Origin of the sequence: Streptomyces sp. NPDC048269, from assembly GCF_040652395.1 — a bacterium.
Lineage (GTDB): Bacteria > Actinomycetota > Actinomycetes > Streptomycetales > Streptomycetaceae > Streptomyces.
Window position 1 is genome coordinate 74,812 of record NZ_JBEZLW010000017.1, and the last position, 25,657, is coordinate 100,468.

General features: G+C 73.8%; 22 protein-coding genes. 14 read left to right on the forward strand and 8 right to left on the reverse strand.

The window, feature by feature from the left end:
- Positions 1–15 precede the first annotated feature (15 nt).
- Positions 16–285: a hypothetical protein gene (locus AB0D48_RS20355; RefSeq protein WP_362398416.1), complete on the forward strand. Its 270-nt coding sequence runs from the start codon at positions 16–18 to the stop codon at positions 283–285.
- Positions 286–334: 49 nt separating this feature from the next.
- Here AB0D48_RS20355 and AB0D48_RS20360 read toward each other — a convergent pair whose 3' ends face one another.
- Genes AB0D48_RS20360 through AB0D48_RS20370 form a run of 3 tightly spaced genes read right to left on the reverse strand, consistent with a single transcriptional unit; the run spans position 335 to position 3,378 of the window.
- A complete protein-coding gene (locus AB0D48_RS20360; RefSeq protein ID WP_362398418.1) occupies positions 335–1,546 on the reverse strand; it encodes a CaiB/BaiF CoA-transferase family protein in 1,212 nt (403 codons plus the stop codon).
- Positions 1,547–1,606: 60 nt separating this feature from the next.
- On the reverse strand, positions 1,607–2,407 hold the full coding sequence (locus AB0D48_RS20365) for an ABC transporter permease (RefSeq protein ID WP_362398421.1): 801 nt from the start codon (positions 2,405–2,407) through the stop codon (positions 1,607–1,609).
- On the reverse strand, positions 2,404–3,378 hold the full coding sequence (locus AB0D48_RS20370) for an ATP-binding cassette domain-containing protein (RefSeq protein ID WP_362398424.1): 975 nt from the start codon (positions 3,376–3,378) through the stop codon (positions 2,404–2,406). The genes AB0D48_RS20365 and AB0D48_RS20370 overlap by 4 nt, the downstream gene beginning before the upstream one ends.
- 73 nt (positions 3,379–3,451) lie before the next feature.
- Here AB0D48_RS20370 and AB0D48_RS20375 point away from each other — a divergent pair, with 73 nt between their 5' ends.
- Positions 3,452–4,180 carry a TetR/AcrR family transcriptional regulator C-terminal domain-containing protein gene (locus AB0D48_RS20375; protein WP_362398427.1) on the forward strand — a complete coding sequence of 243 codons (729 nt, stop codon included), beginning with the start codon at positions 3,452–3,454 and terminating at the stop codon, positions 4,178–4,180.
- A gap of 230 nt (positions 4,181–4,410) precedes the next feature.
- Here the strand turns inward: AB0D48_RS20375 and AB0D48_RS20380 are convergent, their stop codons facing one another.
- A complete protein-coding gene (locus tag AB0D48_RS20380) occupies positions 4,411–5,532 on the reverse strand; it encodes a type ISP restriction/modification enzyme (RefSeq protein ID WP_362398594.1) in 1,122 nt (373 codons plus the stop codon).
- 145 nt (positions 5,533–5,677) lie between these two features.
- On the opposite strand from AB0D48_RS20380, the gene AB0D48_RS20385 reads away from it, so the two are divergent.
- Positions 5,678–5,842, forward strand: coding sequence for a hypothetical protein (locus tag AB0D48_RS20385; RefSeq protein WP_362398430.1), 165 nt, complete (start codon positions 5,678–5,680; stop codon positions 5,840–5,842).
- A 32-nt stretch (positions 5,843–5,874) separates the two neighbouring features.
- On the opposite strand, the gene AB0D48_RS20390 is transcribed toward AB0D48_RS20385, so the two are convergent.
- Positions 5,875–6,624 (reverse strand): GntR family transcriptional regulator, encoded by a 750-nt coding sequence (locus tag AB0D48_RS20390; RefSeq protein WP_362398433.1) that lies wholly within the window; start codon positions 6,622–6,624, stop codon positions 5,875–5,877.
- Positions 6,625–6,691: 67 nt separating this feature from the next.
- Positions 6,692–8,026: a homogentisate 1,2-dioxygenase gene (gene hmgA, locus AB0D48_RS20395; protein ID WP_362398436.1), complete on the reverse strand. Its 1,335-nt coding sequence runs from the start codon at positions 8,024–8,026 to the stop codon at positions 6,692–6,694.
- A gap of 219 nt (positions 8,027–8,245) precedes the next feature.
- Here hmgA and AB0D48_RS20400 point away from each other — a divergent pair, with 219 nt between their 5' ends.
- From AB0D48_RS20400 to AB0D48_RS20435, 8 genes are all read left to right on the forward strand, one after another.
- Positions 8,246–10,750, forward strand: a complete 2,505-nt coding sequence (locus AB0D48_RS20400; RefSeq protein WP_362398438.1) for a right-handed parallel beta-helix repeat-containing protein — start codon at positions 8,246–8,248, stop codon at positions 10,748–10,750.
- A gap of 270 nt (positions 10,751–11,020) precedes the next feature.
- On the forward strand, positions 11,021–11,821 hold the full coding sequence (locus AB0D48_RS20405) for a hypothetical protein (RefSeq protein WP_362398597.1): 801 nt from the start codon (positions 11,021–11,023) through the stop codon (positions 11,819–11,821).
- Positions 11,822–12,974: 1,153 nt separating this feature from the next.
- On the forward strand, positions 12,975–14,276 hold the full coding sequence (locus AB0D48_RS20410) for a hypothetical protein (protein WP_362398441.1): 1,302 nt from the start codon (positions 12,975–12,977) through the stop codon (positions 14,274–14,276).
- 35 nt (positions 14,277–14,311) lie between these two features.
- Positions 14,312–14,932, forward strand: a complete 621-nt coding sequence (locus tag AB0D48_RS20415; protein WP_362398599.1) for a TetR/AcrR family transcriptional regulator — start codon at positions 14,312–14,314, stop codon at positions 14,930–14,932.
- Positions 14,933–15,348: 416 nt separating this feature from the next.
- Positions 15,349–17,676, forward strand: coding sequence for a molybdopterin oxidoreductase family protein (locus AB0D48_RS20420; RefSeq protein ID WP_362398444.1), 2,328 nt, complete (start codon positions 15,349–15,351; stop codon positions 17,674–17,676).
- 73 nt (positions 17,677–17,749) lie between these two features.
- A complete protein-coding gene (locus AB0D48_RS20425) occupies positions 17,750–19,258 on the forward strand; it encodes a citrate:proton symporter (protein ID WP_362398447.1) in 1,509 nt (502 codons plus the stop codon).
- Between the two features lie 98 nt (positions 19,259–19,356).
- Positions 19,357–20,769: an aldehyde dehydrogenase family protein gene (locus AB0D48_RS20430; protein ID WP_362398449.1), complete on the forward strand. Its 1,413-nt coding sequence runs from the start codon at positions 19,357–19,359 to the stop codon at positions 20,767–20,769.
- 54 nt (positions 20,770–20,823) lie between these two features.
- The gene (locus AB0D48_RS20435) at positions 20,824–21,903 is read left to right on the forward strand and encodes a Zn-dependent alcohol dehydrogenase (protein ID WP_362398451.1); all 1,080 of its coding nucleotides are present in this window, start codon (positions 20,824–20,826) and stop codon (positions 21,901–21,903) included.
- Between the two features lie 321 nt (positions 21,904–22,224).
- Here AB0D48_RS20435 and AB0D48_RS20440 read toward each other — a convergent pair whose 3' ends face one another.
- Positions 22,225–22,875 carry a TetR/AcrR family transcriptional regulator gene (locus tag AB0D48_RS20440; protein ID WP_362398454.1) on the reverse strand — a complete coding sequence of 217 codons (651 nt, stop codon included), beginning with the start codon at positions 22,873–22,875 and terminating at the stop codon, positions 22,225–22,227.
- 77 nt (positions 22,876–22,952) lie between these two features.
- On the opposite strand from AB0D48_RS20440, the gene AB0D48_RS20445 reads away from it, so the two are divergent.
- The 3 genes from AB0D48_RS20445 (at position 22,953) to AB0D48_RS20455 (ending at position 25,181) form a co-directional block, all read left to right on the forward strand.
- A complete protein-coding gene (locus tag AB0D48_RS20445) occupies positions 22,953–24,104 on the forward strand; it encodes an acyl-CoA dehydrogenase family protein (protein WP_362398457.1) in 1,152 nt (383 codons plus the stop codon).
- 60 nt (positions 24,105–24,164) lie between these two features.
- A complete protein-coding gene (locus AB0D48_RS20450) occupies positions 24,165–24,455 on the forward strand; it encodes a YiaA/YiaB family inner membrane protein (RefSeq protein ID WP_362398460.1) in 291 nt (96 codons plus the stop codon).
- A gap of 72 nt (positions 24,456–24,527) precedes the next feature.
- Complete coding sequence (locus AB0D48_RS20455; protein ID WP_362398463.1) at positions 24,528–25,181, forward strand: TetR/AcrR family transcriptional regulator; 654 nt, start codon at positions 24,528–24,530, stop codon at positions 25,179–25,181.
- Position 25,182: 1 nt separating this feature from the next.
- On the opposite strand, the gene AB0D48_RS20460 is transcribed toward AB0D48_RS20455, so the two are convergent.
- Complete coding sequence (locus AB0D48_RS20460; protein ID WP_362398466.1) at positions 25,183–25,644, reverse strand: MaoC family dehydratase; 462 nt, start codon at positions 25,642–25,644, stop codon at positions 25,183–25,185.
- Positions 25,645–25,657 lie beyond the last annotated feature (13 nt).

The following is a 25,657-nucleotide window of genomic DNA, read 5'->3' on the forward strand; positions in this document are numbered from 1 at the left end:
GGGTGGGGAGAGAACATGGAACAGATAGCAATGCGCAGCAGGCCGCCTCGCGTGCCTGCCATCACCTGCGGCAGCAACGCGACCAGTTCGCGCCTCGACCGCCATCTCGCCGTGCTGGGCGGACCCGCCGTCCCGCACGGGGAGACCGCCGAGGCGACGCTGCTGATGCGCGAGCTCACCTCCCGCGACCACACGCACCGCCTGCGGAGCCGGAGCGCGCGCGTCTCGCTCTTCGCGCCGCTGCGCCGTCTGCGTCGCACGCTCTTCGGCAGCCGCCGCTCGTAACTGTCCTCCCGCACCACAGTCGTTCCGTCCCCGGCCCCGGCCCCCGGTCCTACGCGACCACACCGTCCCGGCGCAGTTCCGAGACCTGCGCGCCCGTCATCCCCAGGGCGCGCAGCAGGGCCTCGGTGTGTTCGCCCAGCGCGGGCACCGCACCCATGTGCGGTCCCGCGCCGCCCGGCAGCCCGATCGGCGGAAGCAGGGCCCGCAGCGGACCGGCCGGTGATCCCACCTCGCGCCAGCGGTCCCGGGCCGCCAGCTGCGGATGCGCGGCCAGCTGGGCCACCGAGTTCAGCCGTGCGCACGCGATGCCCGCCGCCTCCAGCCGGCCGATCGCCTCGTCCGCGCGCAGGCGGCCCAGTGCCTCCGCCACCACCGCGTCGGTCTTCTCCCGGTTGGCGGTGCGTGCCGCGTTCGTCGCGTACGCCGGGTCCTCGGCCAACTCCGGTCGCTCCAGCACCTGTTGCGCGAGCCGCCGCCATTCCCGGTCGTTCTGCACGGACAGCAGCACCCGGTCGCCGTCGGCCGTCGCGTAGGCGTCGTAGGGTGCGATCACGGCGTGCGCGAGGCCGGTGCGCACGGGCTGCTCCCCGCCGTGCATCGTGTGGTGCAGCGGATGCCCCATCCACTCGGCGAGCGCGTCCAGCATGGACACCTCCACCCTGCCCCCGCGCCCGGTGACCCCGCGGCGCAGCAGGGCGGCGAGGACCCCCGAGAAGGCGTACATGGCCGCCGCGATGTCCGCCGCCGGGATCCCCGCCTTCACGGGCTGCTCCGGCGTGCCGGTCACCGAGACCAGGCCCGCCTCGCACTGCACGAGCATGTCGTAGGCCCGCTTGTGGGAGTACGGCCCCTCGGCGCCGTAGCCGGACACGTCCACGGCGACCAGCCGCGGGTAACGCGCGCACAGTGCTGCCGAGTCGAGCCCGAGCCGGGCGGCGGCGCCCTGCGCGAGGTTCTGCACGAACACGTCGGCGCCGGTGAGCAGGCCGTGCAGGACCTCCCGGCCGCGCGGGTCCTTCAGGTCGAGCGCGATCGACTCCTTGCCGCGGTTGGCCCACACGAAATGCGAGGCGAGTCCGTGCGCGGCGGTGTCGTAGGCGCGCGCGAAGTCGCCGCCGTCGGGGCGCTCTACCTTGATCACCCGGGCGCCGAGGTCGGCGAGCTGGCGGGTGGCGAAGGGGGCCGAGACCGCCTGTTCGACGGCGACGACGGTGATGCCGGTCAGGGGGAGCGGTTCGGGTGCGGCGCTTTCGGTGTCCATGGCACCGATGCCTATCCCGTCCGACCCCTGCCTGTCACCCCCCGGGGGCGCCGGCCGATGTCAGCCCGCCGTGCCGCGGGCGAACCGGCGGGTCGCCAGCGGCGCGAACACCAGCAGCAGCAGCGCCGACCAGAGCAGCGCCCCGGCCACCGGATGCGCGGCCGGCCAGGCGGCGCCCGCCGCGGCTCCGGCCGCCTCGCCGCCGACGTTTCCGCACATCTCGCGCACGGCGGTCGCGACGGCGCTGATCGGGTTCCACTCGGCGACCGTACGCAGCCACCCGGGGAGCCCGGCGGTCGGCAGGTACGCGCTGGACAGCATCGGCAGGACGAAGGTGGCGCTGCCGAGCTGGCCCGCCGCCTCCTCGCTCTTGCTCAGCAGGCCGAGGTAGGTCCCCACCCACGCGGTGGCGAAGCGGAACAGCAGCAGCAGGCCCAGGGCCCCGAGTGCGCCCGGCAGGCCGTTCTCGATGCGCCAGCCCATTGCCAGCCCCACCAGCATCAGCGGCACCATGGAGAGGCCGGTGGTGAGCAGGTCCGCGGCGGTCTGTCCGAGCGGGACGGCGCTGCGGCTCATCGGCAGGGTCCGGAAGCGGTCCATCACCCCGCGGTGGGCGTCCTGCGCGGCGGTGAACATGCCCGTCATCAGGCCGTTCGCGGCGGTCGCGGCGAGCAGTCCGGGGACCAGGAACTCGCGGTACTCCGCGCCCGGCATGGCGAGCGCGCTGCCGAAGACGTAGCCGAAGAACAGCAGCATGGTGATCGGCATGGTCTGGGTGAGGATCAGCAGCGCCGGGGCGTGCCGGGCCTTCTGGAGCTGGCGGGTGAGGACGGCTCCGCCGTCGGACAGCAGGGTGCTCATGCCGCGTTCTCCTTCTCGGCCATCGGGGCGGGCGCGGGGGTGCGGGTGAGGCGCAGGAACACCTCGTCGAGGGTGGGCGGGCGCAGGCTCGCGTCGGTGACCGGGACCCCTGCCGTGTCGAGTTCGCGGATGATCCGGGGCAGGGTGAGCGCGGAGTCGAGCACGGTGACGCCGACCGTGAGCCGTTCCTCGTCGAGCGCCGGCCGGCCGCCGGTGAGCTGGTCCAGTACGACGGCGGCGCCGGTGAGGGCCTCGCGCGCGGCGACGGCCACCTCGGCGTAGGCGCCGATCCGGGCCTTCAGTTCCGCCGGGGTGCCGGTGGCGACGGCCCGGCCCCGGTCGACGACCACGATGTCGTCTGCGAGCCGGTCGGCCTCCTCCAGGTACTGGGTGGTCAGCAGCACCGTGGTGCCCCCCGCGGCGAGGTCCCCCACCGCGGTCCAGATCTGCTCGCGGGCCGCCGGATCCAGACCGGTGGTCGGCTCGTCCAGGAAGAGCACGCGGGGGCGGGTGATCAGGCCGGCGGCCAGGTCCAGGCGTCGCTTCATCCCGCCCGACCAGGTGCCCGCCACCCGGTCGGCGGCCTCGCCGAGCCCGAAGCGCTCCAGCAGCCCGTCGGCGCGCTCCCGGCCCGCGGAGCCGCGCAGTCCGGCGAGGCGGGCGAAGAGCCGCAGGTTCTCGCGGCCCGTCAGTTCCCCGTCGACGGAGGCGTACTGGCCGGTGACCCCGATGGCACGGCGGACCGCCCCGGGGTCGCGGGTGACGTCGTGGCCGGCGATGAGGGCGCGGCCGCCGGTGGGTGCGGTGAGGGTGGTGAAGATCCGGACGGCGGTGGTCTTGCCCGCCCCGTTGGGGCCGAGCAGACCGCAGACCGTGCCCTCCGGCACGGCGAGATCGAGGCCGCGCAGGGCACGGACCTCCCCGTAGTTCTTCTCCAGACCTTCACTAAGTACAGCGTACGTAGTTGTCATGGGCGGCACCCTACCGCACTACGTACGGTGTACGTAACTAAGATGATGGCGAGACGACGAGGTGATCTGAGCGATGACTGCCGGCGGGCGACCCGCTGAACCCGAAGTGATCTGGGCCCGCCCACAGCGGGCCGGCCGCGGACCCCGGCCCGCGCACAGCCGCGATTCCATCGCCGCCGAGGCGGTCCGGATCGCCGACGAGGAGGGGATCGACTCCGTCTCCATGCGGCGCGTGGCGGCCGGGATCGGCGCCGGGACGATGTCCCTGTACAACTACGTGCCGCGCAAGGAGGACCTGTACGAGCTGATGGTCGACGCGGTCAGCGGGGAGTACGAGTTCACCGCGCCGACCGGCGACTGGCGGGCCGACCTGCTCGCGCTGGCCCGCCAGACGCGGGCGTTGATGCACCGCCACCCGTGGCTGCCGCGGCTGCTGAGCCCCGTGCACGGCTTCAGCCCCAACGCCCTGCGGTACCTGGAGCACAGCCTGGAGTGCATGGCGCCGCTGGAGGCGGCGGACGGCGAGAAGCTGGAGCTGATCGCCGCCGTCAACGGCATGGTGGCCGCCTATGTGGCGGGCGAGCTGGCACTGGCCGAGCGGGCCCGGGCACTGCCCTGGAGCGAGGCCGAGGAGCAGGGCGCACGGGCGGCGTGGCTCGGCTCGCGGCTGGCCACGGGGCAGTACCCGAGGCTGGCGGCGGCCCTCACGGGCGGCGCGGCGCCGATCACCGAAGCGGGGCCGGAACTGGTCGCGGCCTTCGACCGCTCGATGTCGCGGCTGCTGGGGGCGTGGGGTCCGTAGGGCTGCCGCCCGGTGCGGGTGCCTGCCGCCTGGTACGGATTGCCGGGTGCCGGGTGCCGGGTGCCGGGTTCTGGGCCGGGGTTACGGACCCCGGCTCGGTTCCGGGGTTCTGCCGGTCGGGGTTCCGGTTCCGCTTCCGGGGTTCGGATTCGTTCGGATTCGGGTTCCGGGGTCCGGGTTCCGGTTCCGGTTCCGGGGTTCGAGTTCCGGGGTCGGTTCCGGGGTCCGGGTCAGAGCAGGGCGAACTGGCCGCCCGGGCCCTCCTCCTGGTGGTCCAGGACCGAGGCCGGGCGCCTTGTCCAGCGCGGCGGCGGCAGCACCCCGGCCGCGCGCAGCTCCTCGGCGGACAGCCCGGGACCCGGCTCGAACGCGGCCCGCTCCGTGGCCAGATCGGCCAGCAGCGCCAGGGTCGTGATCAGGGTCAGTAGCTCCGAGGTCCAGGCCTGCGGCCACTCGGCCGGGCCGAGCGCCTCCAGCCCGTCGGCGGCCGGGTCGCGGTGCGCACCGCGGGCGGCGAGCCACGCCTCCAGCACCCGCACGCCCTGCGCCTCGTACTCCCACGCCCCGGCCGGTACGGGGGACACGGTCCCGCCGCCGAGGCTCAGCGTCTCGCTCCCGGGGTCGTACGCGAGCTCGTGCGGCCACGCCGTCAGCGCCGAGCGGACGTACGGACGGCGCCCGCCGGGCAGCCGGGGCGGCTCCCCGCCCCGTGCTCCGCGCAGCTGGACGGTGAGCAGCCGGTGGCCCAGCTCCAGCCCCGCCCGCCAGCGCTCGGGGTCGGCCGCGAGCGGGACCTCGTACCCCCGCGGCCCGGGGCGTCCCGCCGCGAGGATCCAGCACAGCACGTCCTCGGGAGCGGCCCAGCCGCCGTACCGCTCACCCAGCAGCGGCAGGAGGCCGGGCGCGAGATTCGGCTCGGCGCCGCCGGGGCGCCGGTGCAGCGGGCGGATCCGGCCGAGCCGGCCGGCCGGAAGGTGCGCGGTGACCAGCAGGTCCGGGGTCTCCACGGTGAACAGCTGATGCTCGTCCATGACCCGCCAGAGCTCCGGGCGGGCCATGTCGATGAGCCGCTGGTCGGGCAGCAGCCACTGCTCGTCGAAGGGGTCGCGGAGGACCCGTACGGGCTCGGGGCACGGGCCGGGCGCGTCGGCGAAACGGGCGGTCGCCGAGCGCTGGCCGGGCAGCGCGGCGGCCCCGGCCTCGGGCGTACGGCTGCGGCTCGGGCGGAACAGCCGCTCCCGCTCGGCGGCTTCGGCGCCGGTCAGGGCCGCCCAGCGGGCGCGCAGGGCCGCCGGACCGGGCGCGGCCACCCAGTCCCGGCCCAGGCGCAGGCTGCCCACGGCCCAGGGCATCAGGTCGTCCAGCAGCGGAAGGTCGTCGCTCACGCCGCCGATGGTAGCGACGGGATCCGGCGGCCGGGCTGCGTCCAGGCCGAAGCGTTACGCTCCTTATGTAGGCATACGTCGCATGCGTACCGTATCGACCGAGGAGACGGTCATGAGTCAGTACGACGAATACTCGACTCCTTCGCAGGCCGAGGGTGAGCGGCTCGACGAGGACATGGACGAGGCCCAGCGCAAGCAGCGGCACCCCCAGACGATGCGGACGACGCCGTCCCAGGCGGAGGGTGAGCGCACGAAGGACGACGAGGAGAAGAAGTAGCCCGGCCCGGTCGCCGGGTCACCCGTCGACCCTCAGTGGGCGTCGACCGTCACCGTGAAGGAGAACCGGTCGCCGCGGTAGCGGATCCGCGCCACGTCCACGACACGGCCGTCCTCGTCGTAGGTCACGCCCGTGTAGTGCAGGATCGGGCTGAGCAGCGGGACCTGGAGCAGTTCGGCCGTCTCCGGGTCGGCGAGCCGCGCCTCCACCGTGTCCGTGATCCGGCTGATGCGCACCCCGACGACGTCCCGCAGGACCTTCGTCATCGGCCACCGCTCGAGATCGGCCAGATCCACCGCCTCGGCGAACTCTGGAAGGACCGCGTTCTCCACCCAGTTCGTCGGCTCGCCGCTCGCGCGGTCGTGCCGCAGCCGGCGGTAGGTGACCACCTCGGGCGTGTCCGGGAAGTGCGCCAGCAGCTCCCCGGACACGGCGGTGCGGCCGTGGCCGAGAATCGTCGTACGGTCGCCCGACTGCTGCGCCACGATCGCGTCGACCGAGCCCAGCAGCCGCACCGGGGCGCCGCGCAGCGCACCCGCCTCGATGAAGGTGCCGCGCCGCCGGTGCCGGCTGATCAGGCCCTCGCCCTCCAGTTCCTTGAGCGCTTGCCGCATGGTCAGCACGCTCACCCCGTAGTGCTCGGCGAGCTGCTCCTCCGTGGGCAGGCGCAGCGAGGCGTCCGGGGTGCGCCCGAGTATCGAGGCGCGCAGCGACTGCGACACCTGGTACCAGAGAGGCAGTTTCCGGTTCAGCACCAGGGAGTCGGGGGCGAAGGCGGTCACGGGTGGATCTCCGTACGGCTGGACGGTGGCGGCGTGCGGCGGCGCAGGCGAGCGTACGCAGCGGGGGTCAGGCGCGGAAGTGGCGCTGCAGACCCTGCCACACGTCGTCGTAACCGCGCTGGAGGTGATCCGCGCCGGCCGCCTGGGCGGTGGCGGTGATCGGCCAGCGGGTCTCGAACATGAAGGCCAGGCCGTCGTCGATCTTCTGCGGCTTCAGGTCGGCGGCGCTGGCCCGGTCGAAGGTCTCCCGGTCCGGGCCGTGCGCGGACATCATGTTGTGCAGCGAGCCGCCGCCCGGCACGAAGCCCTCGGCCTTGGCGTCGTACGCGCCCTCGATCAGGCCCATGTACTCGCTCATCACGTTGCGGTGGAAGTACGGCGGGCGGAAGGTGTCCTCGCCGACCAGCCAGCGCGGGGCGAAGACCACGAAGTCCACGCCCGCCAGGCCCGGGGTGTCGGAGGGAGAGGTCAGGACCGTGAAGATGGACGGGTCGGGGTGGTCGTAGCTGATCGAGCCCAGGACGTTGAAGCGGCGCAGGTCGTAGACGTACGGGACGTGGGTGCCGTGCCACGCGACGACGTCGAGCGGTGAGTGGTCGTAGGTGGCGGACCAGAGGTTGCCGCAGAACTTGTTGACCACCTCCGTCGGGCGCTCGCTGTCCTCGTACGCGGCGACCGGGGCCCGGAAGTCCCGTGCGGCGGCGAGACCGTTGGCGCCGATGGGGCCCAGGTGCGGCAGCTCGAAGGGCTGGCCGTAGTTCTCGCAGACGTAGCCGCGCGCGTCCGCGTCGAGGAGCTCGACACGGAAGCGGACGCCGCGGGGGATCAGGGCCATCTCGCCCGGCCGGGCGGAGAGCAGGCCGAGTTCGGTGCGCAGGAGCAGACCGCCGCGCTCGGGCACGATCAGCAGCTCGCCGTCGGAGTCGCTGAACACCCGGTCGGTCATGGAGGCGTTGGCGGCGTAGAGGTGGATGGCCATGCCGGCGCGCTGGGCGGCGTCGCCGTTGCCGCCGAGGGTCCACAGGCCGGCCAGGAAGTCGGTGCCGGGGGCCGGGTCGGGCAGCGGGTTCCAGCGGAGCCGGTTGGGGTCCGTCGCGGCCTCGGTGAAGGGCGCGGTGCGCAGGGACCCGTTGTCGATCCGGGTGAAGGGCGGGTGCGCGGCCGAGGGGCGGATCCGGTAGAGCCAGGAGCGACGGTTGTGGGTGCGCGGCTCGGTGAAGGCGGAGCCGCTGAGCTGCTCGGCGTAGAGGCCGAGCGGTGCGCGCTGGGGCGAGTTCCGGCCGAGCGGCAGCGCGCCGGGGACGGCCTCCGAGCTGTGCTCGTTGCCGAAGCCGGTGAGGTACTCCAGCGCCTCCGCCGTCTTCCTGGCCTGCTCGCTGCCGTTGCCGGCCTGCTCGCTCATGTGCTGCTCCCGCTCCGTCGAAGGAATCCTATGGGTGACAGTAGGATTCCGCGGCCCGCCCGTCAACGGTGCCCTTCCTCGTGACGGCCGCCGTCACGCTCCCGGTGACGGCCTCGTGACGGCCCCCGTGACGGGTCCCTCGCCTCAGCGGTCGTCCCTCGTAACGGATTCGCGCAGAGGGGGATCCCAAAAGATGAACATTGCTCTACTCTCACGCGCATGTCGTGGACCCGCAGGTTCCCTGCCGTGCCGGCGGCGCTCCTCGCCGCCCTCCTCGCCTTCCTGTCACTCCTCGCCGCCGCGCCCGCCGCCCGCGCGCACGAGGAGCGCCCCGTCGCCCTCCCCGACGGCTCTGGATCCGTGCCCGAGTACCGCAGGGCCGAGCCCGACCTGGTGGTCTGCAAGACGGGCCGGCCCGAGTTCGAACGCCGGATATCCGCCTTCCCCGAAGAGCTCAGACAGCGGAACCTCGCCCTGTACGAGCGGTGCGAGAAGAGCGGCTTCCGGCACCTCCAGGAGGCCGTCGACGCCGTCGACCGGCCGGGGATGAACATCGCGATCCTCCCCGGCCTGTACGAGGAGGAGCCCTCGCTCGGGGCGCCGGCGGGGGAGTGCGCAGAGCTGAAGGCCCCGAACTCCTCGCTCGGCTACCAGATCCTGACCTACGAGCAGCAGGTGGCCTGCCGCCACAACCAGAACCTCGTCGCCATCCTCGGCAAGACGAACCTGCAGATCGAGGGCACGGGCGCGTCCCGGCTGGACGTGATCGTCGACGCCAAGTACCAGAAGCTGAACGCGATCCGCGCCGACAAGTCCAATGGCGTCTACTTCCGCAACTTCACCGCCCAGCGCACCACCTTCAACTCGCTGTACGTGCTGGCGGGCGACGGGTTCGTCATCGACGACGTGCTGACCCGGTGGAACGATGAGTACGGCTTCCTCACCTTCGCCAGCGACCACGGGGTCTACAAGAACTGCGAGTCGTACGGCAACGGAGACTCCGGCATCTACCCCGGCAGCGCCTCGAACATCAACGACGGCCGGGGCTACGAAGTGCCCCGCTACTCGATCGAGATCACCGGCTGCCACAGCCACCACAACATGGTCGGCTACTCCGGCACCGCCGGTGACTCGGTGTGGGTGCACGACAACGAGTTCGACCAGAACATGGGCGGCGCCTCGATGGACAGCGCCTTCCCCGGCCACCCCGGACTGCCGCAGAACCACGCCAAGTTCGAGCGGAACCTCATCCACGACAACAACCAGGACTACTACGGGTACGTCGCCGACGGCACCTGCGCCAAGCCGCCGGTCGAGCGCGGCTACGAGCGCGGCGTCGTCTGCCCGCAGATATCCATGCCGCCGGGGACCGGCATCATCACCGCGGGCGGCAACTGGAACATCTACGAGAACAACTGGGTGTACGGGCACCAGCGCGCGGGCTTCTTCCTCAGCGCCGTTCCCGCCTTCATCCGGGGCGAGGAGAAGTGGTCGAAGCAGGCCGACACCTCCCACCACAACCGGTACGCGGGCAACACCCTGGGCAAGGACAAGTCCGGAGCGGCCCGACCCAACGGCATGGACGTCTGGTGGGACGGCCAGGGGCGCGCGAACTGCTGGCAGGACGGCCCCGACGGCTCCACCCCCGGCACCGTGCCGCGGTGCGGGGCCGCGCGCGGTGACGTCTCCGGGGCGTCGGGCCGCCTGGTCGGCGAACCGGTGAAGCTGGTCCAGCTGCTCGTCTGCGCGGACTACAGCGTCCAGGCGCGCAGACTCCCGGCCGGCTGCGACTGGTACGGCGCCCGCGGACTGGAACGGGTGGAGACCCAGATCGCGCTCGCCGTGGCGGCGGTCCTGCTCCTGGTAGGCGGGGTGCTGTGGTGGCGCCGCCTGCGCGGCTCCCGCCTGGGCACCGTGGCCTCGCTGCTGGGCCTGGCGGGCCTGGCCCTGGACGTGGCCGGCTCCACGACCGGGCTGGTCGCCACTTTCGTACCGGCACTGGCACTCCTCCTTCTCGGCTCGTGGTGGACGGGCGTGGGCCTGGCCCTGCGGCCCACCCGCCCGTGGCTGGCCCGCCTGACCCTGCTGCTGGCCGGGCTCACCCTGCTGGACGCCTTCGACAAGGCGGTCCTGATGATCCCCTGGACCCCCCTGAGCCCCGCCTGGGTGCGGGCCCTGCTCGCCGTCGTCTGGATCCTGTGGGCAGTCGTCGCCTCGGCCCGCCCCGGCACCCCGGCCCGCCCCTCCGGCCCCGGCGAAGCCCCGGCGGCCGACCTGGCCCCGGCCCCGGCCGCCCCGGCCCCGGCCCCGGCCGCCCCGGCCCCGGCCCCGGCCCCGGCCGCCCCGGCCCCGGCCGCGTCCGATCCGGCCCCGGCCGCCCCGGCCCCGGCCGCCCCGGCTCCGTCCGATCCGGCCCCGGCCCCGTCCGATCCGGTCCCGGCGCCGGCCGCGTCCGATCCGGTCTCGGCCCTGGCCGCGTCCGATCCGGTCTCGGCCCTGGCCGCGTCCGATCCGGTCCCGGCCCCTGCCCCGGCCGCGTCCGATCCGGCCCCGGCCCCGGCCGCGTCCGATCCGGTCCCGGCCCTGGCCCTGGCCGATCCGGTCCCGGCCCCGGCCGAGCCCGCCGCAGCCCGGGCCGAGCCCGCCCCGGCCCTCAGCACGGCCCCCGAACCGCCACCCGCCACGGACCCCACCCCCACGCGCGCCCCGGACCCCAACCCGTGACCGCCCGTCACCCCGTGACCGCCCACGGGTTCGCCCCGCCCCCAGCCCGCCGCCCCGCGTCTCGGCCCGCCCCGTGACCGCCGACCAGGCGCCCCCGACCCCGGGGGGTGGGTCCGTGCCTCGGCCTCGCTCCGTGACCACTCACCCAGCCGTCCCGGCCGCAGGAGGCCAGCCGTGACCGACCGGCCCGACGACCGCATCGGGCGCGACGCCCGCGTTACGCCGTCCGTTCCGACCCGCGGGGCGGGCCGGAACGCCCGCACCGCGGCCCTGCTCGCCCTCTCGCTGCTGCTCGCGTCCGGAGCGGTGACGGGCTGCGGCGGGCGGGCCACCACCCACCACAAGCCCGGAACCACCCACGAACAGGCCTCCGGGAACACGGGCACCCTGCTCACCGCCGACGACGGCTCCGGCCACCGGCTCCGCGAGGTCCCGGCCGAGGGCGCGCCGGAGGTGCGGCTCACCGCCCGCCCGGACTCCGAGGACGGCTGGAACCTCCAACTGGCGGTGGAGAACTTCCGCTTCACCCCCGACAGCACCGGCGGCGCCGCCCTCCCGGGCGCCGGTCATGCCCACCTTGAGCTCGACGGCCGCAAACTGGCCCGGCTGTACGGCCCCTGGTTCCACCTGCCCGCCGCGCAGGTCCCCGAGGGCGCGCACACCCTGACCGTCCGCCTGTACGCGGACGACCACACCGCCTGGGCGGTGTCCGGCAAGCCGGTCGAGGGCATGATGCAGCTCACCGCCGCCGCCTCGGGCAGCCATCCCGGCGGACACAGCCACGGCGCCACCCCGCCGCCGGAGCAGGCCGACCGGACGGTCACCATCACCGTCCGGGACGGCAGGGTCAGCCCCGCCCCCGCCCGCACCGAGTTGCGGCGCGGCGAGCGGGTCGCCCTGCGCGTCACCAGCGATCGCGCGGACACCCTGCACGTGCACGGCTACGACAAGGAACTCGCCCTGCCCGCACGCCAGGAGGCCACCCTGATCCTGACGGCCGACCGAACCGGCCTCTTCGAGGTCGAGACCCACGAGTCCGCCCTGATCCTGACCCAACTCCTCGTCCGATGACCCCGACACCACCCGAGACGACCTCGCCAAAACCGCACCCACTGCCGCCACCATCCGCGCAGCCGCAGCCGCAGCCGCAGCCGCAGCCGCTGCCGCTGACTCCGGCCGTGGCCGACGCCCCGGCCTCGTGGCCGAGGCCCCCCGCGGCCGCCACCCGGCCATCCGGGAGCGGCCCCACCCCCGGACAGCCCGCAGCCGCCGTCAGCCGGACCACCCCCGCCGGGGCAGCGGCCCAAGGTCCCGCACCCTGCGTCGGCTTCGCCCCGCCCGCCGGGGGCAAGCGCGCCCCTGGACAGCCCGCAGCCGCCATCGCCCGGACCGCCCCTGTCGGGGGAGCGGCCCAAGGCGCAGCGCCCGGCGCCGGCTTCGCCCGGCCGTCCGGGGGCGGCCCCACCCCCGGACAGCCCGCAGCCGCCATTGCCCGGACCACCCCCGCCGGGGCAGCGGCCCAAGGCGCAGCGCCCCGTGCCGGCTTCGCCCGGGCCGCTGGGGGCAAGCCCGCGCCAGAATCGTGCGCGGCCGCCGTCCCGCAGACCACCCCTGTTGCCCAAGCTGACGTGCCCGGCGTCGGCGCCGGCTTCGCCCGGCCTGCCGGGGCCGGCCGCACCCCCGGACAGCCCGCGGCCGCCGTCGCGCAGGCCACCCGCGCCGGGGCAGCGGCCCAAGGTGCCGCGTCCCGTGTCGGCTTCGCCCGGCCTGCCGGGGCCGGCCGCACCCCCGGACAGCCTGCGGCCGCCGCAGCGCAGACCACCCCCGCCGGGGCAGCGGCCCAAGGTGCCGCGTCCCGTGTCGGCGTCGCCCGGCCCACCGGGGGCAAGCCCGCCCCAAGACCGTCCGCAGCCGCCATCGCTCTGGCCATCCCGGACCGGGGAGTGGCCCGAGGTGCCGAGGACGGCGCCGGCTTCGCCCGGCCGTCCGGGGGCGGCCCCACCCCCGGACAGCCCGCGGCCGCCATCGCCCGGACCACCCCCGTCGGGGGAGCGGCCCAAGGTGTCGCGCCCCGTGTCGGCTTCGCCCGGATCTCCGGACGCGGGCCCGCGTCCGGGATGCCGGGCCGTGGCCTGTGCGGGACACCGGCCTGGGCCGGTCGGTGGTGACCCCCGTCGGGCCGGGCGTCGCTCCAGGCGCCGGCGGTGGTGGCGATGGCCAGGGCGTGGTCCCACACCTGGCCGAGCCGCTCACCGCGCTAGCGCACGGGATCGGTTCCCAGCACGATCTGCCGATCTCTCCCTTCTACGCCTTCGCCGGTGCCTTCGCCGCGCTCTTCGTCTCCTTTCTGGCCCTCGGCCTGCTCTGGTCCACCTCCCGCTTCCACGGCGACCGCTCGGGTCGCGCCCTGCCCGTCGCCCTCCAGCGGGCCGCCGACGCGCCCACCACCCGCACCGCCCTGCGCGGACTCGGTCTCGCCGCCGCCCTGGCCGTCCTCCTCCACCTCCTCCTCGGTCCCGACGACCCCGCACGCAACCCAGCTCCCGGAGCCGTCTACGTCCTGTTCTGGGTCGGCCTCGTCCCCGCCTCCCTCCTCCTCGGCCCCGTCTGGCGCCTGCTCAACCCGCTCCGGACCCTGCACCGCCTCCTCCGCCGAGCCCGGCGCCGCACCGACCCCGACCGGCCCCTCCCCACGGGTCTCGGCCAATGGCCCGCCGCCGCCGGGCTGTTCGCCTTCACCTGGCTCGAACTCGCCGCTCCCGATCCCGCATCCACCAGCACCCTCCTCATGGCCCTCGCCGTCTACGCCACCACCCAGCTCGTGCTCGCCGCCCGCTTCGGCGAGCGCTGGTTCGACGACGGAGACGCCTTCGACGCCTACTCCGCCCTCCTGGCCCGCCTCTCCCTCCTCGGACGTCGTAGCGACGGCCGCCTGGTTCTCCGTAACCCCTTCCACGGACTCGACGCGACACCCGAGCGGCCCGGACTCGTCGCCACCGTCTGCGTCCTGCTCGGCTCCACCGCCTACGACGGCTTCTCCGATCAGCCCTCGTGGATCAACACGCTGCAGACCTCCCCCCTCGGCCGCACCCCCACGGCCACTCTCGGACTTCTCGCCTCCGTCACCCTCGTCGCCACCCTGTACTGCCTGTGCGCCGCGGCCACCCGCCTCGTCAGCGGCCCGCACCCCGGCCCGCTGACCGCCTTCGCGCACTCACTCGTGCCGATCGCGCTCGGCTATCTCGTCGCCCACTACTTCTCCCTTCTGGTAACCGAAGGACCACGCACAGTCAGCATGGCAGTCGGCACTGACAATGGCCCCGAACCCGCCTCGCCACTGGGTCCCGGCGGCCTCGCAGCCCTCCAGGTCGTCGCCGTCGTCACCGGCCACGTGCTCGGTGTCGTAGCCGCCCACGACCGCTCCGTGCGCCTCTTTCCGCCCGCGAAGGCGGTGGCCGGCCAATTGCCGCTGCTCGCGCTGATGATCACGTACACCATCGGCGGGCTGAGCCTCCTGTTGAACTGAGGCCACCGCTCGACAGAGAAGCGAGGAACGGCATGATGGACCCCGTGCCTCCCGCCCACTCCCTGCGCCGCGCCCCGATCCAGCAGCGCAGCGCCGACCGGCTCGCCCGGATCCTCGACGCCTGCGCCGAGCTGCTCGACGAGACCGGGTACGAGAACCTCAGCACCCGAGCCGTCGCCCTGCGTGCCGGCGTGCCGATCGGCTCGGTCTACCGCTTCTTCGGCAACAAGCGGGCCATGGCCATCGCCCTCGCCCACCGCAATCTGGACCACTACGCCGACGGCATCGCGGACCGCCTCGCCGACCTCCCCGCCACCGACTGGCGGCCCGTCGTCGACGCCGTACTGGACGAGTACCTCGCCATGAAGCGAAGCGTCCCCGGCTTCGCGCTCGTCGACTTCGGCGTGCCCGCGCCGCCGCCCGACGGCCCGGAGGCCGACCCCAACCACCTGGTCGCGGCCCGCCTCACCGAACTGCTCTGCGCCCACCTCGGCCTGACCCCCGACGCCACCCTGGAGCGGGCCGTACTGGTCGCCGTCGAGGCCACCGACGCACTGATCCAACTGGCCTTCCGTGCCGACCCGGCGGGGGATCCCGGCATCGTCGCCGAGACCCGGGCGATGATGCAGGCCTACCTGTCCCGCGTGCTGGACTGAAACCCCCGCTCTGCCTGGTTCGCGGCCCCACCTGGCCGCGTACGACCGGGCCGCGTCCCCCACCCGGGCCGCGTACGACCGGGTCGCGTCCCCAACCTGGCGGCGTCCGGCCGCGTCCCCGACCTGGCCCGTCCCCGACCTGGCCCGTCCCTGACTGGGCCCCTCGCTGACTGGGCCCGCGCCCGAGCGGCCCGCGCTCCCCGACCGGCCCGCGCCCGACCGGCTTGTGCCCGACCGGCCCGCGCCCGACCGACCCGCGCCCCGGCCCGACGCAGCCGCACCAGGCCCGCTCCGCCGAAGCCGCTCGGCACCGGTCGCAAGACTGCTCCGCAGACCCCTCCCCTCCCTCCCTACCGGTCGGTATGCTCGGTGCCCCCGCGTGCCCGTGCCGCAGCCTGCCGCCCCTGGAGCGCCCCATGTCCCGCACCGCCCTGCGCATCTGCCCCCTGTGCGAAGCCACCTGCGGCCTCACCCTCACCATCGAGGACGCCACCGTCACCGGCGCCCGCGGCGACCGCGAGGACGTCTTCAGTCACGGCTTCATCTGCCCCAAGGGCGCGGCCTTCGGACCGATCGATTCCGACCCCGACCGGCTGCGCGCGCCCCTCGTCCGCCGCGACGGCAGGCTCCAGGAAGCGACCTGGGAGGAGGCCTTCGACGCCATCGCCGCCGCCGTCCCCGCCCTCGTCGGGGAGTACGGGGCGCAGGCGGTCGGGGTCGTCCTCGGCAACCCGAACGTCCACACCATGGCCGGCGCCCTCTACCCGCCGCTGCTCCTCAAGGCACTCGGCACCCGCAACCTCTTCACCGCCAGCACGCTCGACCAGATGCCCAAGCACGTCTCCAGCGGGCTGCTCTTCGGCGATCCCTTCGCCATCCCGGTCCCCGACCTCGACCACACCGACTTCCTGCTCCTCCTCGGCGCCAACCCGCTCGAGTCCAACGGCTCCCTGTGCACCGCCCCCGACTTCCCCGGCAAGCTGAAGGCCCTGCGCGCCCGCGGCGGCACCCTGGTGGTCGTCGACCCGCGCCGCACCCGCACCGCCCGGCTCGCCGACCGGCACCTCGCGCCGCGCCCCGGGAGCGACGCACTGCTGCTCGCCGCGCTCGCGCACACCCTCCTCGCCGAGAAGCTCGCCGCACCGGGCACGCTGGAGGAACACACCCAGGGCCTCGGGGAACTCGCCACCGCGCTCGGGAGTTTCACTCCTGAGGCCGTAGCCCCCGCCTGCGACCTCACGGCCGCCGAGATCCGCACCCTGGCCCGCGAGCTCGCGGCCGCACCCACCGCCGCCGTCTACGGACGGATCGGCAGCTGCACCGTCGAGTACGGCACCCTCGCCAGCTGGCTCGTCGACGTCCTGAACATCCTCACCGGCAACCTGGACCGGCCGGGCGGAGCCCTCTTCCCGCTCTCCGCGACCGGCCCCGCGCCCCGGCCGGGCCGCCCTGGCAAAGGGTTCGCCCTCGGCCGCTGGTCCAGCCGGGTCAGCGGCCACCCCGAAGCCAAGGGTGAACTGCCCATAGCCGCTCTCGCCGAGGAAATCGAAATCCCTGGCGACGGGCGGGTACGGGTCCTGCTCGCCATCGCCGCGAACCCCGTCCTGTCCGCACCCGACGGCGACCGGCTCGACCGGGCGCTGGCCGGCCTCGACTTCATGGTCTCCGTGGACCCGTATCTGAACGAGACCTCACGCCACGCCCATGTCGTGCTGCCCCCGCCGCCGCCCTCCCAGAGCGCACACTTCGACTTCGCGTTCAACGGGTTCGCCGTACGCAACCAGGCGCGCTACTCGCCGGCCGTCGTTCCGCTGGAGGACGGGCGGATGGACGAGTGCGAGATCCAGGCCCGTCTCGTGCTCGCAGTCTCCGGCATGCACGGATCCGCCGCCCCGGACGCCATCGACGAGCTGGCCATCCGGACCACCCTCGCCAAGGAGACCGCGGACCCCCGCTCGCGGCTGCACGGGCAGGACCCGGCGGTCCTCACCGGCCTGCTCACCGGGCGGAGCGGCCCCGAGCGGCGGCTCGACCTGATGCTCCGACTCGGGCCGTACGGAGACCAGTTCGCCGCGGCAGACGGGGCCGCGGCAGACGGGGCCGCGGCAGACGAGGCCCAGGCCGGAGGCGCCGACGCCGATGCCGGGGCCGGGGTGCGCGTCGAGGGGGAGGCGGCCACGCTCGGGCTCAGCCTGGAGCGGCTGCTCGCGCACCCGCACGGCATCGACCTGGGCCCGCTGCGGCCCCGGCTCCCGGGCGTGCTGAAGACCCGCAGCGGCAGGATCGAGCTGCTCCCGGACCCGATCGCGGCCGAGCTGCCCAGGATGCGCGCGGCGCTCGCCGACCGCCCCGCCGCCCTGGTGCTCGTGGGCCGCCGCCACCTGCGGTCCAACAACAGCTGGTTGCACAACGTCCCTGCCCTCACCGGAGGTTCCAACCGCTGCACCCTTCAGATCCACCCGGAGGACGCGGACCGCCTGGGCCTGGCCGACGGCGGCCGGGCCAGGATCACCGCCGACGGCGGCAGCCTGGAGGTTCCCGTCGAGGTCACGGACACCGTCCGCACGGGAGTGGTGAGCCTCCCGCACGGCTGGGGTCACGACCGCGGCGGGGCACGGCTCTCGGTCGCTTCCGCCACACCCGGCGTCAACGTCAACCAGCTGCTCGACGGCACCCGGCTCGACCCGCTGTCGGGCACGGCCGTGCTCAACGGCTTCCCCGTCGAGCTAGCACCCCTCCCCTGAGCTGGGGTTTTGCTCGTATTGCTCACACGCAGACGTCTTGTTGGCGTAAGGAGGCGGCACCTACCTTCCCCACATGCTGACCTTCCTCGGCTTCGCCATGATCGCGACCTTCCTGGTCCTGATCATGATGAAGAAAATGTCGCCCATCGCGGCGCTCGTCCTCATTCCCGCGCTCTTCTGCGTGTTCGCAGGCAAGGGCGCACACCTCGGCGACTACGTCATCGACGGCGTCGGCAAGCTCGCGCCGACCGCCGCCATGCTGATGTTCGCCATCGTCTACTTCGGCGTGATGATCGACGTCGGCCTCTTCGACCCGGTCGTGCGCGGCATCCTGCGCTTCTGCAAGGCCGACCCGATGCGCGTGGTGGTCGGTACCGCCGTCCTCGCCGCCATCGTCTCGCTCGACGGCGACGGATCGACCACCTTCATGATCACCGTCTCGGCCATGTATCCGCTGTACAAGCGGCTCGGCCTCAGCCTGGTGGTCATGACGGGTGTCGCGGCCACCGCCAACGGTGTCATGAACACCCTGCCCTGGGGCGGCCCCACGGCCCGCGCCGCCACCGCCCTCAAGCTCGACGCCGCCGACATCTTCGTCCCGATGATCCCGGCCCTCGCGATGGGCCTCCTCTTCGTGTTCGTCCTGGCGTACGTGCTCGGCGTGAAGGAGCGCCGCCGGGTCGGCCTCCTGGTCCTTCCCCCGGAAACGGACGCGGACGCGGACACGGCCATGGCCACGGACACGGACGCCGAGGAGGAGCGCGCGCCGGGGGCCACCTCCGCGCTGGTCGCCGCCGGTACCGGGACCCTCGCCGGTAGCGGGGCCTCCGCCGGCCCGGCCGCCGGGGCGCCGAGGTGCGCGGCCGGCGGCTCCGCCGCCACGGGCGACCGCCACGCCGCGGGCGGCTCCGAGCCCGCCACCGTTGTCCCCGGGGACGGTTTCCAGGGCCTCGACCCGCATCGGGCCACCCTGCGCCCGCGCCTGTACTGGTTCAACGCCGGCCTCACCATCGCCCTCCTGGCCGCGATGATCATGGAGCTGCTGCCCATCCCCGTGCTGTTCCTGCTCGGCGCGGCCCTCGCCCTCACCGTCAACTTCCCGCACATGCCCGACCAGAAAGCCCGGATCGCCGCCCACGCCGACAACGTCCTCAACGTCGCCGGCATGGTCTTCGCCGCAGCCGTCTTCACGGGCGTCCTCACCGGCACCGGCATGGTCAAGCACATGGCCAACTGGCTCGTCGGGGCCATCCCCGAGGGCATGGGCCCGCACATGGCTCTGGTCACCGGTCTGCTCAGCCTGCCGCTCACGTACTTCATGTCCAACGACGGGTTCTACTTCGGCGTGCTCCCCGTCCTGGCCGAGGCCGGAGCCGCCCACGGAGTCTCCCCGCTGGAGATCGCCCGCGCCTCCCTGGTCGGCCAGGCCCTGCACATGTCCAGCCCGCTGGTTCCGGCCGTGTACGTCCTCGTCGGCATGGCCAAGGTCGAGTTCGGCGACCACACCCGCTTCACCGTGAAATGGGCGGCCCTGACCTCGCTGGTCGTCCTGGCGGCAGGGATGCTTTTCGGCATCATCTGATTCCGGGGCGCCCTGGTGGCCGGAAAACTACCGACGCTAGTTTGTAGGGTGTTGGCGAGGTCAGGTCTACGCGCTCGTGCGTGCTCGGGAGGAATGCCATGAAGGCCCACGACGGGATGTACATCGGCGGCGAATGGCGGCCCTCCGCCGGACGCGACCGGATCGAGGTCGTCAACCCGGCCGACGAGCTGGTCATCGGCTCGGTTCCGGCCGGCACCGCCGAGGACGTGGACGCAGCCGTACGCGCGGCCCGCGCGGCCTTCCCCGGCTGGGCGGCCACGGCTCCGGCCGAGCGGGCCACGCTGATCGGCGCGCTCCGCGACGTGCTGGTCGCCCGCAAGAGCGAGATCGCCGAGGTCATCACCGCCGAGCTCGGCTCCCCGCTCGGCTTCGCGGAGATGGTCCACGTCGGCGCCCCGATCGCCGTGGCCTCCTCCTACGCCGAGCTCGCGGCCTCGTACGCCTTCGAGGAGCGGATCGGGAACTCCACCGTGCTGCTGGAGCCGGTCGGTGTGGTGGGAGCCATCACGCCCTGGAACTACCCGCTGCACCAAGTCGTTGCAAAGGTGGCGCCCGCTCTCGCCGCCGGCTGCACCCTCGTACTCAAGCCGGCCGAGGACACCCCGCTGACCGCACAGCTCTTCGCCGAAGCCGTGCACGAGGCGGGCATCCCGGCCGGAGTCTTCAACCTGGTGACCGGCACCGGCCCGGTCGCCGGCCAGGCGCTGGCCGCGCACGAGGGAGTCGACCTCGTCTCCTTCACCGGCTCGACCGCTGTCGGCAAGCAGATCGGCGCCACGGCCGGTGCCGCCGTCAAGCGGGTCGCCCTCGAGCTGGGCGGAAAATCGGCCAATGTCATCCTGCCCGGGGCCGATCTGGCCAGGGCCGTCGCGACCGGCGTCGGCCATGTCATGAACAACTCCGGCCAGAGCTGCAACGCGCTCACCCGCATGCTCGTCCACCGGGACCAGTACGAGGAGGCCGTCGCGCTCGCGGCCGCCGCCGTCGCCACGTACCCCACCGGCGACCCCACCGACTCGGCCACCCGCCTCGGCCCGGTCATCAACGCCAAGCAGCACGAACGCGTGCGCGGCTACATCGCCAAGGGCGTCAAGGAAGGCGCGCGCCTCGTCGCCGGAGGCCCCGACGCGCCGCAGGCGCGCGGCTACTTCGTCGCCCCGACCGTGTTCGCCGATGTCACACCCGACATGACCATCGCCCAGGAGGAGATCTTCGGCCCGGTGCTGTCGATCCTCTCCTACGAGGACGAGGAGGACGCTCTGCGCATCGCCAACGGCACCGTCTACGGCCTGGGCGGCGCCGTCTGGGCCGCGGACGAGGACACCGCCGTGGCCTTCGCCCGCCGTATGGACACCGGACAGGTGGACATCAACGGCGGCCGCTTCAACGTGCTCGCTCCCTTCGGCGGCTACAAGCAGTCGGGCGTCGGCCGTGAGCTGGGTCCGCACGGCCTGGCGGAGTACCTCCAGACCAAGTCTCTGCAGTTCTAAGCTGTCCTGCCTGTCCTGCCTGTCCTGAGCCGCACCGAGACGGAGAAGACGACCATGGTCCGCGCCGCCATCCTGCCCGCAGTCGGAGCCCCGCTGGAGATACGGGAGATCGTGCTGCCCGATCCCGGCCCCGGGCAGGTCCGGGTCCGGCTCACCGCAGCCGGGGTCTGCCACTCCGACCTCTCGCTCACCAACGGCACCATGCGCGTTCCCGTCCCCGCCGCCCTCGGCCACGAGGGCGCGGGTACGGTCCTCGCCGTCGGGGAAGGCGTGACCCACGTCGCCCCCGGCGACGGGGTCGTGCTCAACTGGGCCCCGTCCTGCGGGGCGTGCCACCACTGCTCCATCGGCGAGGTCTGGCTCTGCGCCAACGCGCTCACGGGCGTCGGGGCCGTCTACGCGCACGACGCGCGGGGCGCCGAGCTGCACCCGGGGCTGAACGTGGCCGCGTTCGCCGAGGAGACCGTCGTCGCGGCCAACTGCGTGCTGCCCGCGCCCGCCGGAATCCCGCTCGCCGAGGCCGCCCTGCTCGGCTGCGCGGTCCTCACCGGCTACGGGGCCGTCCACCACAGCGCCCAGGTCCGCCCCGGCGAATCCGTCGCCGTCTTCGGCGTCGGCGGGGTCGGCCTGGCCGCCCTGCAGTCCGCCCGGATCGCACAGGCGGGCCCGGTCATCGCCGTCGACGTGTCCCCGGCCAAGGAGGAATTGGCCCGAGCGGCCGGAGCCACCGAGTTCGTGCTCGCCTCCGACACCACCGCCAAGCAGATCCGGGCGCTCACCGGGGGCCAGGGCGCGGATGTCGCCGTCGAATGCGTCGGCAGGGCGCAGACCATCCGCGGAGCCTGGGAGTCCACCCGCCGTGGCGGCCGCACCACGGTCGTGGGCATCGGCGGCAAGGAGCAGCAGGTCACCTTCCACGCGCTGGAGATCTTCCACTTCGCACGCACCCTCACCGGCTGCGTCTACGGCAACAGCGACCCCGCCCGCGACCTCCCGGTGATCGCCGAACACGTCCGCGCGGGCCGCCTCGACCTCGGAGCCATGGTCACCGACCGCATCACGCTCGACGGCATCCCGGCCGCCTTCGAGGCCATGCTGGCGGGCAAGGGCGGCCGCTCCCTGGTCGTCTTCTAGCCGGGCCGATTCCGCAGGCTTCCGGCGCGGGGGCGGCGCGGGTCGCCGCCGCGGCCTGGGCCGAACCGGCGTGGCCCGGACCGGAGTGGCGGCCTGGGCCGAACCGGCCAGGCCTGGCCTGGCCCGGCCCGGCCCGGCCCGGCCCGCCAGGCCTAGCCCTGCCCGAAACGGCCCGCCTTGTCCGAACCGGCCCGCGTGCCCCGGCCCGCCCCGGCCCCGTCCCACGCTGGGCCGGCCCCGCGCTGCCCCGGCCCCGCCCCGCCCTGGCCCGAACCGGCCCGGGTCGCCCCCGCCCGCGCTGCGCCGCCCTCCGCCCGGGACTCAGGCCGTCTCCTTCGTCTCCTTCAATGCCTCGTACTGCAGGGCCAGCCCGTCCAGCAGTGCCGCCAGGCCGGTCTCGAAGGCGCCCTCGTCCACCTCGCGTTGGCGCTCGGCCAGCAGGTGGGCCTGGCCCAGGTGGGGGTAGTCCGCCGGGTCGTATGCCGTCTCGTCGTCCACGAAGCCCCGGGCGAAGGAGGCCACCGCCGAGCCGAGGATGAAGTACCGCATCAACGCGCCGATCCGGGTCGCCTGCGCCGGCGGCCAGCCGGCCGCCGTCATCGCGCCGAACACCGCGTCCGCCAGCCGCAGGCCCGCCGGGCGGCGGCCCGGCCCCCGTGCCAGCACCGGCACGATGTTCGGATGGTCGGACAAGGCGTCCCGGTACGAGTGGGCCCAGGCGTGCAGGGCCCCCCGCCAGTCCGGGTCACCCTCGAACATCGACAAGTCGACCCGCGCGCTCACCGCGTCCGCGACCGCCTCCAGGATCTCGTCCTTCGTGCGGAAGTGGTTGTACAGGGACGGCCCGCTGACCCCCAGCGCGGCCGCCAGCCGCCGCGTCGAGACTGCCTCCAGCCCCTCCGCGTCGACCAGTGCGGCCGCCGCCCCGATGATGCGGGCTCTGCTGAGGAGAGGCTTGCGCGGTCTGGCCATGCGCCACATAGTAGGGCCTGCCCGTCATAAACTACCGGTGCTAGTTAAAGGCCGGTCGAGCCGCCCGGAGGTGCCCGGTGGACCTGGAGCTGAGCGAGGAGCAGGAGGCCGTACGCCGGCTCGCCCGCGAGTTCACCGAGCGCGAGGTCGCCCCGTACGCCGCCGAGTGGGACCGCGCCGAGAGCGTGGACCGGGCCATCGTGAAGAAGCTCGGCGCCCTCGGCTTCCTCGGCCTGACCGTCCCCGAGGAGTACGGCGGCTCCGGCGGCGACCACCTCTCCTACGTCCTGGTCACCGAGGAGCTCGGGCGCGGCGACTCCGCAGTGCGCGGCATCGTCTCCGTCTCGCTCGGCCTGGTCGCCAAGACCATCGCGGCCTGGGGCACCGAGGAGCAGAAGCACGCCTGGCTGCCCCGCCTGTGCTCCGGGGACGCACTCGGCTGCTTCGGCCTCACCGAGCCCGGCACCGGCTCCGACGCCGGCGGCCTCACCACCCGCGCCGTGCGCGAGGGGGACTCGTACCTCGTCAGCGGCAGCAAGATGTTCATCACCAACGGCACCTGGGCCGACGTCGTCCTGCTCTTCGCCCGCACGGGAGACGAACCCGGCCACCGCGGGGTCTCCGCCTTCCTCGTCCCCACCGACACCCCCGGCCTGACGCGCCGCGAGATCCACGGCAAGCTCGGCCTGCGCGGCCAGGCCACCGCCGAGCTCTCCCTCGACGGCGTCCGCGTCCCCGCCTCCGCAATGCTCGGCCCCGACGGCAAGGGCTTCTCGGTCGCCATGTCCGCGCTGGCCAAGGGCCGGATGTCGGTCGCCGCCGGCTGCGTCGGCATCGCCCAGGCGGCGCTCGACGCGGCCGTCTCGTACGCCGCCCAGCGCGAGCAGTTCGGCAAGCCGATCGCCCACCACCAGCTGGTCCAGGAGCTGATAGCCGACATCTCGGTCGACGTGGACGCCGCCCGCCTGCTCACCTGGCGCGTCGCGGACCTCATAGACCGGGGCCGGCCCTTCGCCACCGAGTCCTCCACCGCGAAGCTCTTCGCCTCCGAGGCCGCCGTCCGGGCCGCGAGCAACGCCCTCCAGGTGCACGGCGGTTACGGCTACATCGACGAGTACCCGGCCGGGAAGCTGCTGCGCGACGCCCGCGTCATGACCCTGTACGAGGGCACCAGTCAGATCCAGAAACTGCTCATCGGCCGCGCCCGCACCGGAGTCTCCGCCTTCTGAGTACGCGCATGAGTACCTGTGCGGATGTGGGCCCCGCCACATCCGCCGGATGCTGTGGCCATGAACGAGACACCGGTCAAGCAGCAGAACACGGGGGCGTACTACGGCCAGGCCGTTGCCTCCTTCGGCGTCGCGCTGAGCGCGGTGGCCGTCGGCATCTACAACCTCGACGCGGACGCGTGGGTGCGGGCCTTCCTCGGCATCGCCGTCCTGTACCTGACCACCTCGGCCTTCACGCTCGCCAAGGTGGTCCGGGACCGGCAGGAGGCGGGACAGATCGTCAGCAGAGTGGACCAGGCCAGAATGGAGAAGATCCTGGCCGAGTACGACCCCTTCCAGCCGAAGCCCTGAGCGCATGCTCTAAGCGCTTGCTCACCCTCCGGTAAGGTGTCACTTCCACACGGCGAAGAGGGTGAGTGAGCGATGGACAGCGCGGAGGAGACGGCCGGCGGCTACCAGCCGTGGTCGGAGGTCACCCCCGATGCCGCGCGGCGGCTGCTCGTCGCCGCCGTCGACGCGTTCGCCGAGCGCGGATACCACGCCACCACCACACGTGACATCGCGGGCCGTGCCGGTATGAGCCCGGCCGCCCTCTACATCCACTACAAGACCAAGGAAGAGCTGCTCCACCGCATCAGCCGGATCGGCCACGACAAGGCCCTGGAGATCCTCACCACCGCGGCCGACGGTCCCGGACGTGCCGCCGATCGGCTCGACGCCGCCGTACGGTCCTTCGTGCTGTGGCACGCGGCGCACCATCACACCGCGCGCGTGGTCCAGTACGAACTCGACGCCCTCGCTCCCGAGCACCGCTCCGAGATCGTGGCGCTGCGCCGGCAGAGCGACGCCGCCGTGCGCCGCATCCTCGCCGACGGGGTCGCGGCCGGGGAGTTCGACGTCCCCGACGTCCCGGGCACCACCCTCGCCGTCCTGTCGCTCTGCATCGACGTGGCCCGCTGGTTCAGCGTGGCCGGGCAGCGCACGCCCGATGAGGTCGGCGCGCTCTACGCCGACCTCGTCCTCCGCATGGTGGGCGCCCGCCCGCCGAAGGCGGAGCGGCGGGGGCTTCAGAAGTAGTTCAGAAGTAGTAGCGGGAGACCGACTCCGCCACGCACACCGGCTTGTCGCCGCCCTCGCGCTCGACCGTGACGGTCGCCGCGACCTGTACGCCGCCCCCGGCCTCCGTGACCTCCGTGATCACGGCGGTGGCCCGGAGCCGCGACCCGACCGGCACCGGAGCCGGGAAACGCACCTTGTTCGTCCCGTAGTTGATGCCCATCTTCATGCCCTCGACCCGCATGATCTGCGGCACCAGGCTCGGCAGCAGGGACAGGGTCAGATAGCCGTGCGCGATGGTGGAACCGAAGGGTCCGGACGCCGCCCGCTCGGGGTCCACATGGATCCACTGGTGGTCGCCGGTCGCGTCCGCGAAGAGGTCGATCCGCTTCTGGTCCACCTCCAGCCACCCGCTCGGTCCCAGCGGCTCGCCCGTCCCGGCGTGCAGCTCCTCGGCGGACGTGAAGATCCTCGGCTCGGCCATGCCCTGCTCCTGC

Bases quoted from the DNA above. Each gene is read 5' to 3' on its own strand.
- AB0D48_RS20355 (WP_362398416.1), top strand. From the start codon at position 16: ATGGAACAGATAGCAATGCGCAGCAGGCCGCCTCGCGTGCCTGCCATC.
- AB0D48_RS20360 (WP_362398418.1), bottom strand. From the start codon at position 1,546: ATGGACACCGAAAGCGCCGCACCCGAACCGCTCCCCCTGACCGGCATC.
- AB0D48_RS20365 (WP_362398421.1), bottom strand. From the start codon at position 2,407: ATGAGCACCCTGCTGTCCGACGGCGGAGCCGTCCTCACCCGCCAGCTC.
- AB0D48_RS20370 (WP_362398424.1), bottom strand. From the start codon at position 3,378: ATGACAACTACGTACGCTGTACTTAGTGAAGGTCTGGAGAAGAACTAC.
- AB0D48_RS20375 (WP_362398427.1), top strand. From the start codon at position 3,452: ATGACTGCCGGCGGGCGACCCGCTGAACCCGAAGTGATCTGGGCCCGC.
- AB0D48_RS20380 (WP_362398594.1), bottom strand. From the start codon at position 5,532: ATGCCCTGGGCCGTGGGCAGCCTGCGCCTGGGCCGGGACTGGGTGGCC.
- AB0D48_RS20385 (WP_362398430.1), top strand. From the start codon at position 5,678: ATGAGTCAGTACGACGAATACTCGACTCCTTCGCAGGCCGAGGGTGAG.
- hmgA (WP_362398436.1), bottom strand. From the start codon at position 8,026: ATGAGCGAGCAGGCCGGCAACGGCAGCGAGCAGGCCAGGAAGACGGCG.
- AB0D48_RS20400 (WP_362398438.1), top strand. From the start codon at position 8,246: ATGTCGTGGACCCGCAGGTTCCCTGCCGTGCCGGCGGCGCTCCTCGCC.
- AB0D48_RS20415 (WP_362398599.1), top strand. From the start codon at position 14,312: ATGGACCCCGTGCCTCCCGCCCACTCCCTGCGCCGCGCCCCGATCCAG.
- AB0D48_RS20420 (WP_362398444.1), top strand. From the start codon at position 15,349: ATGTCCCGCACCGCCCTGCGCATCTGCCCCCTGTGCGAAGCCACCTGC.
- AB0D48_RS20425 (WP_362398447.1), top strand. From the start codon at position 17,750: ATGCTGACCTTCCTCGGCTTCGCCATGATCGCGACCTTCCTGGTCCTG.
- AB0D48_RS20430 (WP_362398449.1), top strand. From the start codon at position 19,357: ATGAAGGCCCACGACGGGATGTACATCGGCGGCGAATGGCGGCCCTCC.
- AB0D48_RS20435 (WP_362398451.1), top strand. From the start codon at position 20,824: ATGGTCCGCGCCGCCATCCTGCCCGCAGTCGGAGCCCCGCTGGAGATA.
- AB0D48_RS20440 (WP_362398454.1), bottom strand. From the start codon at position 22,875: ATGGCCAGACCGCGCAAGCCTCTCCTCAGCAGAGCCCGCATCATCGGG.
- AB0D48_RS20450 (WP_362398460.1), top strand. From the start codon at position 24,165: ATGAACGAGACACCGGTCAAGCAGCAGAACACGGGGGCGTACTACGGC.
- AB0D48_RS20455 (WP_362398463.1), top strand. From the start codon at position 24,528: ATGGACAGCGCGGAGGAGACGGCCGGCGGCTACCAGCCGTGGTCGGAG.
- AB0D48_RS20460 (WP_362398466.1), bottom strand. From the start codon at position 25,644: ATGGCCGAGCCGAGGATCTTCACGTCCGCCGAGGAGCTGCACGCCGGG.